The organism is Mycolicibacterium arseniciresistens, from assembly GCF_030519285.1.
Lineage (GTDB): Bacteria > Actinomycetota > Actinomycetes > Mycobacteriales > Mycobacteriaceae > Mycobacterium > Mycobacterium arseniciresistens.
Genome location: NZ_JAUMSQ010000194.1, coordinates 1 through 9,418 on the forward strand (window position 1 = coordinate 1; position 9,418 = coordinate 9,418).

The following is a 9,418-nucleotide window of genomic DNA, read 5'->3' on the forward strand; positions in this document are numbered from 1 at the left end:
CCGCTCCGGTGGCGGCACTGCTGGGCACCGCGCTGTGGCGTCCGTCGGTGCTCAGCATCGGCTATCTCGTGACCGGGCTGATCGTCTTCGGGGTGGTGTATGCGACGGCGCAGCGCAGGCCCACCCGGCGGGAGTGGTGCGGGATCGCCCTGACGATGGCGCTGCTGGCGGTGCCGGGACTGCTCGCTGCGGAGTGGCTGGGCGTGCTGTGCATCATGACCGCCTGGATCACCGGGTGGCTGACGATCGTCGGCGGAAACACCTGGACCGCGGTGTTCACCGGACCGTTCGTGCCGTGGGCCTCGCCGGCGCGGGTGCTGGGCTGGGTCCGGCGCGGTGCGAGCGGCTCGGTGGCGCACGGACGCATCCCCGACATTGGCCGGGTGGCCGTGGTGGCGGGCGTGACCGCGATCGTTGCCCTGGTCTTCGGCGGTCTGTTCGCGGCGGCCGACGTCGCGTTCGCGCACGTGCTGGGCAGCTTCACCCCGGAGCTGCAGATCGACGAGTTCGTCGCGCGCAGCGGCGTCTTCCTGATCGTCGCGGCCTTCGTGCTGGGCGGCGGGTACCTGCTGCGATTCCCGCCGCGGCTGGACGCGTTGGCGCCCGCGCCCGGCAAGCCGGTGCGGCGGTGGGAGTGGGCGGTGCCGCTCGGTGTGCTGGACGCGCTGTTCCTGGTGTTCGTCGCCGTGCAGGCGACCGTGCTGTTCGGTGGGCATGCCCATGTGCTGGAGACCGAGGGGCTGACCTACGCGGAGTACGCGCGGCAGGGATTCTGGCAGCTGCTCTGGGTGTCGGCGCTGACGCTGCTGGTGCTGGCCGCGGTGATCAGGGTGGCGGCCCGGGTGACGGGCGCCGACCGTCGGGTGCTCCGGATTCTCGTCGGAATCCTGTGCGCCACATCTGTTGTCGTGGTCATCTCGGCGATCCACCGGATGTGGCTGTACCAGGAGGCCTACGGCTTCAGTGTCCAGCGGCTGATGGTGATCACCATCGAGCTGTGGCTGGGTGCGGTGTTCCTGCTCGTGGCGGCCGCGGGTGTCCGGATGACGGCGCGGTGGCTGCCGCAGGCGGTGCTGGTGGCCGGCGTGCTGGCGCTGCTCGGGTTGGCTGCGCTCGACCCCGAGCGGCTGGTCGCCGACCGGAACATCGACCGCTTCGAGCGGACCGGCGAACTCGACGCGGAGTACCTGTCGACGCTGTCGTCGGACATCGACCCGGCCGTGCACCGGCTGCCCGAGCAGGTGCAGCTCTGCGTGCCGTCGCCGCACCGCGACCCGGAACCCTGGTACCTGTTCAATCTGTCGCGGTCGCGGGCGGACCGGCCGATGGACACCGATCGGCCGGAGCTGTGCCTGCAGTACGGATGGGACGAGTACCGGTACTGACGGCGGACTCGACCTAGCAAGTGCTTGGTTGGTAGTCTGCACTGATGGACAGGGTGGCGCCGACGCGTCGCGAGGAGCTGCTCGAGCTCGCCGCGACGATGTTCGCCGACCGCGGGCTGCGGGCCACCACCGTGCGCGACATCGCCGACTCGGCGGGAATCCTCTCCGGCAGCCTCTATCACCACTTCGCCTCCAAGGAGGAGATGGTCGACGAGGTGCTGCGCGGATTCCTGGACTGGCTGTTCGACCGCTACCGGCAGATCGTCGACACCGAACCCACTCCGCTCGAACGGCTCAAGGGGCTGTTCATGGCGTCGTTCGAGGCGATCGAGCACCGCCATGCGCAGGTGGTCATCTACCAGGACGAGGCCAAACGACTCTCCGCGCACCCGCGCTTCTCCTACGTGGAGGAGCGCAACAAAGAGCAGCGCAGGATGTGGATGAGCGTGCTCAACCAGGGCATCGAGGAGGGCTGCTTCCGCCCCGACCTCGACGTCGACCTGGTCTACCGCTTCATCCGCGACACCACCTGGGTCTCGGTGCGCTGGTATCAGCCCGGCGGACCGCTGACGGCCCAGGAGGTCGGCCGGCAGTACCTCGACATCGTCCTCGGCGGCATCACCGTCGCGGGCACAACGAACACCACGAAAGAGAGCTGAACATGGCTGAGGCGTACGTCATCGACGCTGTGCGCACCCCCGTCGGCAAGCGCGGCGGTTCGCTCGCCGGCGTGCACCCGATCGACCTCGGGGTGCACGCGTTCCGCGGCATCTTCGACCGGGTCGACGTCGACCCCGGCGCGGTGGACGACGTCATCGTCGGCTGTGTCGACGCCATCGGCGGACAGGCAGGCAACATCGGCCGCAACGCCTGGCTGGCCGCCGGCTACCCCGAGGAGGTGCCCGGCGTCACGGTCGACCGGCAGTGCGGATCCAGCCAGCAGGCCATCTCGTTCGGCGCGCAGGCGATCCTGTCCGGAACGGCGGACGTCATCCTGGCCGGCGGCATGCAGAACATGAGCCAGATCCCGATCGCGTCGGCGATGGTGGTCGGCAAGGAGTTCGGATTCACCTCGCCCACCGGCGAATCGGAGAACTGGCGGCACCGCTACGGCGACCAGGAGATCTCGCAGTTCCGCGGCGCGGAGATGATCGCCGAGAAGTGGGACATCTCCCGCGAGGAGATGGAGCAGTTCGCATACACCAGCCATCAGCGGGCGTTCGGCGCGATCCGCGGCGGTCACTTCGAGAACGAGATCCTCGCCGTGGGTGACTTCCGCATCGACGAGGGCCCGCGGGAGTCGACGCTGGAGAAGCTGGCTTCGCTCAAGCCACTCGCCGAGGGCGGCCGGCTGACCGCCGCGGTGGCCAGCCAGATCTCCGACGGCGCGAGCGCGGTGCTGCTCGCATCAGAGCAGGCCGTCAAGGAGCACAATCTGACCCCGCGCGCCCGCATCCACCACATCAGCGCTCGCGGCGCCGACCCGGTGTTCATGCTCACCGGCCCCATCCCCGCCACCCGCTACGCGCTGGAGAAGACGGGACTGTCGATCGACGACATCGACGTCGTCGAGATCAACGAGGCCTTCGCGCCCGTGGTGCTCGCCTGGCTCAAGGAGATCAAGGCCGACCCGGAGAAGGTCAACCCCAACGGCGGCGCCATCGCACTGGGCCACCCGCTCGGCGCCACCGGCGCCAAACTGTTCGCCACGATGCTCAACGAGCTCGAGCGCACCGGCGGCCGCTACGGCCTGCAGACGATGTGCGAGGGCGGCGGCACCGCCAACGTCACCATCATCGAGCGCCTCTAGTTCCTCTCGCGAGCAGACGCAAATTGCTGCGAAACGCCGGTGTTTCCACGCAATTTGCGTCTGCTCGCCGGAGTGGTCAGGCCGCGACGGGCATGTCCGCGGCGGCAGCGGCGACGAACTCGTCGATCAGGCCGGCCACCGTCTCGGGCCGTTCGGTCGGCGGATGGTGGTGCACGCCGGGCATGATGTGCAGCCGGCTGTTCGGCAGCAGCCGGTGAGCTGCGCGGGCATGCTCGACGGGGATGACCCGGTCGTCGTCGCCGCTGATGATCAGCGCAGGCATGGTGTCGCACAACTTGTTCAGGGCGGACACCGCCTGACCGCGGAAGTCCACGACCGATCGCAGGGTGCGTAGAAAGGCCTGGCGGTGATCCCGGTCCGAGAGCGACGGGCGGGCGGTGAAGCGGTCGGAGGATCCCGTCAGCACACGCACCGCGTTGCCGGCGAAGACAGCAGCCCGTGATGCGACGACCGGCAGGACCAGTTCGGCGCCCGGCAGCGACAGCAGGCGCAGCACGCGGCCGACGTCGTCGCCGAAACCGCCGCTGCTGATCAGCACCATCCGGTCGCAGTACTCGCCGTGCTGATGGGCGAACTGCATCGCGATGCCGCCACCGAGCGAGTGGCCGACGACGGTGACGCGCGAGACGCCGAGTGCGTCGAGGAAATCGCGGAGCAGTACCGCGAAGGCGCCCACCGAGTAGTCGCCGCGTGGTTTGTCGGATGAACCGTGGCCCAGCAGATCCGGCGCGATGACACGGTACTTGCCTGCGAGCAGCGGGATCACCGCGCTCCAGGTGTTGGAACTTCCGCCCATACCGTGCACCAGCAGCAGCACATCGCCTGTGCCCTCGTCGCGGTACGCCAGGCGGTCACCATGCAACGTCATGGTCTTGAGCCGCTCGTCGGCCGCGCTGATCACGGCGGCCGGCTGGGCGTCACGCCCGGGCAGCGACACGACGGCCGGGGCCGCCGCAAAGGCTGCGCACGCGGCTGCGCCGACCAGCAGGCTCTTGATGGCGTTCATGCGGTTGCTCCGATTCGTGCGGGTTCCCCTCGAGGGGAACGCTGTTCGATCTGTTCCTACGATAAAGACTGTCGTTCAGCACTTCTCGCTTGTGCGCACTACCGGCCACAAGCAGCGATGTCCGCGTTCTGTGCATTGTGCGCGACGAGCGTCAGGTGCCGCTTCTTCCTGCCTGGCGCGAAATCCGAGGTTGCGCGGCGCATCTCCATGGCGCGGCCGACGACGTCGCTGACGCACTCGGCGGCCTCCTGCAGCAGCAGGTGCCCGGCGGTGGGGTGGTGCAGATGGACCGCGCCCGGGATGGCGGCGGCCATCTCCCGGGAGTGTGCGGCCGGGGTGAGGATGTCGGCGCCGCCACTGACGACGAACGTCTTCGCGGTGATCGACCCGAGGGACCGGGTCACGTCGTAGCTCCGCAGGCTCGGCAGGAAGCCCGCCGCCGTGCTCAGCAGTGTCCGGCGGACAGCGGCAGCGGTCACGCCGCTGACCGTGGTGTCGTCGCCGGCGAACATCCCGAGTGCGTCACCGAGTGGCCGCATGATCGCCTGCACGGCCGCGTCCACGGTCGGCATGCGGCCGACGAGGCCGAACAGTGCTCCGGTGGCGGGTGTCGCCAGCAGGCGCGGCATTCCGCGTCCGGCGAGTCCGCCCGCGGCGGTGCCCACCAGGACGAGGGCGCGCGGGTCGACGGGGCGGTCGGCGGCGGGCCGGGCGAGGTACGCCAGCGCCGTCATTCCACCCATCGAGTGGCCGGCGATCGTCAGTGGGCCGGTGATGTCGGACGCGGCCAGGATGTCGGCGAGATCGGCTGCCAGCCGGTCGATCCGGTAGGTCGTCATCGGCGCGGCGGCCGAGCAGCCGTGGCCGCGGTGGTCGTAGGTGATGATGCGGACCCTGCCGCCCCACCTACGGCGCAGCCGGCGCACCTGGGGAGACCAGCTCTGCTGCGACAAGAGGAGACCGTGCAGCAGGACGACCGTCGGTGCGTCGGACTGGTCGGCACGGTGGTCACGCACCGACAACCGCACGCCGTCACTCGTGACGACGATCCGCTCGACAGGGCCGTCGCCACCCGGCGTGCCGGATCGAAAAGCATTGGGCGACAGCTCGTCCTCGGGTGCGATCGACATGGTGGGCTCCTCGACATCGTTGATGTCCTGAACGTAGGGCCCGTCGTATCACGCTGTCGCGCTTGTGCTTACAACCCACGTTTACGGCGAAACCGCGCTTCTGCGCATTGCGCTCACCGTGGGGCCGACGCACGAAAGGAGGGCCGCCTGGTGGCGGCCCTCCTGTGCTGTGACCGGCTATCCGGCCGACTCGGTCACCTCCGGTGCCGGGCCGCCGCCGTGCCCGGCCTCGCCGGCCACCAGTTCGCCGGCCCCAGCAGCGTGGCCAGGGCAGGCACGGTGATCGTCCGCACCACGAAGGTGTCGATCAGCAGGCCGACACCGATGATGAACCCGGTCTGCATCATGGTGGTGAGGCTGCCGAACAGCAGACCGAACATCGATGCGGCGAAGATGATCCCGGCTGAGGTGATGACACCACCGGTGGACCGGATGGCCCGGATGATGCCGGTGCGGATCCCCGAGCCCGACTCTTCGCGGATGCGGGTGATCAACAGCAGGTTGTAGTCCGCACCGACGGCCACCAGCACGATGAACGCCGTCGCCGCGACACTCCAGTGGATCGACTGACCGAGCAGGACCTGGAAGAACAGCACCCCCGTGCCCATCGCCGAGAGGAAGGACAGCACCACGGAGACGATCAGGTACAGCGGCGCCACCAGCGCCCGCAGCAGGAGCACCAGGATGATGAACACCACGGCCAGCGTGACGGCAATGATCAGCTCGACATCGCTGTTGTAGTCGCTGCGGATCGTGCTGTACATCGCGGTGGTGCCGACCATCGAGATGGTGGCGTCCGAGAGTGAGGTGTTTGGCTGTGCACCGCGGGCGGTGTCCAGGATCGACGACACCTGGTCCATCGCCTGGGTGCTGAACGGGTCGAACGTCGTCTCGACCGTGTACCGCGCCGAATGCCCGTCGGGTGAGATGAACAGCTGCGCCGCCTTCTTGAAGTCGTTCGAGTCGAGCACCTGGCTGGGGATGTACATGCCGGCCATGGCGGGCGACGTCGCGTTCTGCTTCATCGACAGCAGCAGGTCGGACGCCTGGTTCAGGCCCGCACCCATCTTCTTGGTCTGGTCGACGAGCGTGTGCACGCCCGCGGCCAGTTTCGCACTGCCGTCGGCCAACTGGTCGGCGCCGCTCTGCACCTGGGACACCTCGGACTGGATGGTCGCGGCGCCACCGCCGGCCGCGTTGCGCAGCGTGTTGATCGCGGTGTCCAACTGGCCGGTCAGATTCTGCACCGTCGAGAGCATGCCCGGCGCAGCCGTCGAGTTCCCGGCGGGGATCACCTGGCCCAGAGCGGAGCGCCCGGCGCTGCACAGCGGATTGGCGGTGCACTGCGGCCCGTTCAGTTCAGATTGCACCTGATTCACCGTCCCGGAGGCCTGGGTGAGTGCCGCGGTACTCGAATTCGCCATCCCGCGAATCGAATCGACCAGGTTGGCCGCGGCGTTGAGCTGACCCTGCACCTGGCCCAGTGTCGAGGTGAGCCCACTGACCGAGCCACTGGCACTGTGCACCTGATCGCGCACCGAGGCCAGGGTGGCGGCCAACTGGTCGGCGCCGCTGGTCAGCGCATCGAGATCGCGGTCCTTGTCCGAGATCTGCGTCGATGCGCCGTGCAGCGCGTCGCCGACCTGGCCGGCCTGGTAGCTCAGCTTGGTCTGGTCGAGTGGCTTGCCGTCGGGTCGGGTGATACCGCGCACCGCGGCGATGTTCGGCAGCTGGGACACCCGTTGTGCCATCTGCTCCATGTCCGCGAGACTCTGCGCGGTCCGCAGGTCGTGCGGCGAGTGGATGTAGATGTACTGCGGCAGCAGGGCACTCGTCGAGAAGTGGTCCTGCATCGCCGAGAAGCCGACGTTGCTCTCCGCCGACTGCGGGAGTTGCAGCCGGTCGTTGAACGTGGGATGCAGGAACGCCGCGCAGCTCGCGAGCGAGATCAACACCACCAGGCTGGCCGCCAGGTGCGTCTTGGGCTTGCGGACGATGTGCACGGCCGAGCGCTGCCACAATCTGCCGGTCAGTGAGCGCCGCGGCTTCACCCAGCCGCGCCTGCCTGCGAGCACGAGCACCGCGGGCAGCAGGGTGATCGCGGCCAGCAGGGCGACGGCGATCGAGACGGCCAGGGCCGGGCCGACACTGGTGAACCAGGGCAGTTTCGCGAAGATCATGCCGAGGAAGGTGACTGCGACGGTGGCCGCCGACGCGGCGATGACCTTGCCGATCGAGCTCAGCGCCTTGCGCACCGCGTCGTCGGAATCCATTCCGTCACCGATGTACTCGTGGTAACGGCTGATCAGGAAGACGGCGTAGTCGGTGCCCGCGCCGGCCACCATCGTGGTCATCAGCACCATCGTCAACAGCGAGACACTGAGGCCCGCGTGGGTCAGCGCCGAGACCGCGCCTTCGGCCGCCGTCACCGAGACGCCGATCACGATCAGCGGCAGCAACACCGTGACGGGCCGCCGGTAGATCACCAGCAGGATCGAGAGCACCAGGATCATGGTGGCCAGTTCGATCATGTGCATGTCGTGCTCACCGATGTTCGACAGGTCGCCCATCATCGCGGCCTGGCCGGTGACGTCGGCGGACAGCCCGGTGCCTTCGGTGGTGTGCTTGACGGTCTCGGTGATCTGCTTGTAGGCGGCCGACGACTCGGGCGAGCCGGCAGGTGCCTTGAGGATCACCGCCATGTACGCCGCCTGATTGTCCTTGCTGACCATCAGCTGACGCAGCGGCGGCGTGGTGAGGTAGTCCTGCACACTCGCCACCTGGTCGGTGTCGGCGCGCAGCGTGGTGGCCACCTCGCGGTAGGTCGCCTCGTCGGCGGGCCCGAGGTCCTTCTTGTCCTTGTCGGTGAGGACGACGACCATGATGTTCTGGGCGGACTCGCCGAATTCCTTGGCCATCTGATTGGTCGCCGCCATCGCCGCGGGCGGCAGCGGCTGAACCTGCTGGCTCTGCACCACCTTCGCCAGCGGAGTGCAGAACACGCTCAGCACGATCAACAGCGCGACCCAGGCGCCGATCATGACCCACGGCGCGCGTACGACGAACCGGCCCAGCGCGGAGAACGCGTCACCGGATGGCTTGGACTCGGCCCTGTGGGTGCCGGACTTTGTGAACACGGTGCGACCTTTCGCTGCGGTATGTGCTGGTAGAGCGAAGGTATGGCGCCATGTACCCCCCGGTCGCGCTTGTGAGCCTTAGTCGCGACAAGCGACGTTTACGGTGTTGTGCGCATTGCGCTCAGCGGGCCACCGGTGCCGGTGAGGTGTCGACGGCGGTGAGCGAGAAGTCGCTCAACGTGTCCGCCAGCTGCCGGCGCACCTCGGCGGTCGAGTTGGTCCGGCCCGGCTGGTAGCCGGCGACCGAGAGGAAGATCCGTCCGCCCACCCGTCCCGCGAGCATGGCCATCATGCCGCCCGTGCGGTGCATGAGCGAGCGGGTCATGCCGGGGCAGTTGGACTTGATGACGAAGCTGTCGGCGGCGGTGCCGTCGGGCCGGTAGACGTCGGGGTCGACCTCACCGAGGTTGGATGCGACGACACCCGTTGCGGCTCCGGCGGCCACCCCGGCCATCCGCTTGAGCAGCCGGCGGGGGATCAGCGGCACCAGGGGTAGCAGCACCCAGCGCTCGTCGGGATTCTCCTCGCGCTGCGTGATCGCCTGCTTCGTGGCGGCGCGGATGGCGCGCAGGTCGGTTGTCGCGAGGGCGGGGTCGACCGTGAAGTCGACATTGGTCACGGCGTTGGCGCGGGTGTCGTCGGCCGTGCGCTCGTTGACGGGCATCCCGACCGTGACCGCACCGTCGGCGGTGATTCGCCCCGCGCGTCGGGCCAGACCCGCGGCGACGGCCGCCAGCATGCTGTTGCTGGTGCCGCCGAGTGATGCTGCACGGGCGTCCCAGTCGGCCGCGTCGACGAAGACCGTCGCCGTCGACAGCGTGATGGCCTCGTCGTCTCCGGTGAACCGCCCGGCCGGGCCGGTGGTCTGCGCCGCGCCTGTCCCCTGGCCGGCCGTGCGGGCCCGCCGGGCCATGCGTGCGGCGGTGACG

General features: G+C 68.9%; 6 protein-coding genes and 1 pseudogene. 3 read left to right on the forward strand and 4 right to left on the reverse strand.

Annotated features, from left to right (window positions below; all coding sequences use genetic code 11):
* The 3 genes from Q2100_RS21350 to fadA6 form a co-directional block, all read left to right on the forward strand.
* Positions 1-1,385 (forward strand): DUF4153 domain-containing protein (locus Q2100_RS21350; protein ID WP_302915666.1); only part of this gene is annotated, 1,385 nt, incomplete at its 5' end.
* Positions 1,386-1,429: 44 nt separating this feature from the next.
* Positions 1,430-2,044 (forward strand): TetR family transcriptional regulator KstR2, encoded by a 615-nt coding sequence (kstR2, locus tag Q2100_RS21355; RefSeq protein WP_302915667.1) that lies wholly within the window; start codon positions 1,430-1,432, stop codon positions 2,042-2,044.
* Between the two features lie 2 nt (positions 2,045-2,046).
* Positions 2,047-3,195: a steroid 3-ketoacyl-CoA thiolase FadA6 gene (gene fadA6 / locus Q2100_RS21360; RefSeq protein WP_302915668.1), complete on the forward strand. Its 1,149-nt coding sequence runs from the start codon at positions 2,047-2,049 to the stop codon at positions 3,193-3,195.
* A gap of 76 nt (positions 3,196-3,271) precedes the next feature.
* Here fadA6 and Q2100_RS21365 read toward each other — a convergent pair whose 3' ends face one another.
* From Q2100_RS21365 to Q2100_RS21380, 4 genes and pseudogenes are all read right to left on the reverse strand, one after another.
* Positions 3,272-4,084, reverse strand: a complete 813-nt coding sequence (locus tag Q2100_RS21365) for an alpha/beta fold hydrolase (protein WP_302915671.1) — start codon at positions 4,082-4,084, stop codon at positions 3,272-3,274.
* A gap of 236 nt (positions 4,085-4,320) precedes the next feature.
* On the reverse strand, positions 4,321-5,352 hold the full coding sequence (locus tag Q2100_RS21370) for an alpha/beta fold hydrolase (RefSeq protein WP_302915669.1): 1,032 nt from the start codon (positions 5,350-5,352) through the stop codon (positions 4,321-4,323).
* A 194-nt stretch (positions 5,353-5,546) separates the two neighbouring features.
* Positions 5,547-8,489, reverse strand: coding sequence for an MMPL/RND family transporter (locus Q2100_RS21375; protein ID WP_302915670.1), 2,943 nt, complete (start codon positions 8,487-8,489; stop codon positions 5,547-5,549).
* Positions 8,490-8,610: 121 nt separating this feature from the next.
* Positions 8,611-9,418 (reverse strand): annotated as a pseudogene (locus Q2100_RS21380) (hypothetical protein); the annotation flags it as partial.

Coding starts and splice junctions, on each gene's coding strand:
- kstR2 (WP_302915667.1), top strand. CDS start 1,430: ATGGACAGGGTGGCGCCGACGCGTCGCGAGGAGCTGCTCGAGCTCGCC.
- fadA6 (WP_302915668.1), top strand. CDS start 2,047: ATGGCTGAGGCGTACGTCATCGACGCTGTGCGCACCCCCGTCGGCAAG.
- Q2100_RS21365 (WP_302915671.1), bottom strand. CDS start 4,084: ATGACGTTGCATGGTGACCGCCTGGCGTACCGCGACGAGGGCACAGGC.
- Q2100_RS21370 (WP_302915669.1), bottom strand. CDS start 5,352: ATGTCGATCGCACCCGAGGACGAGCTGTCGCCCAATGCTTTTCGATCC.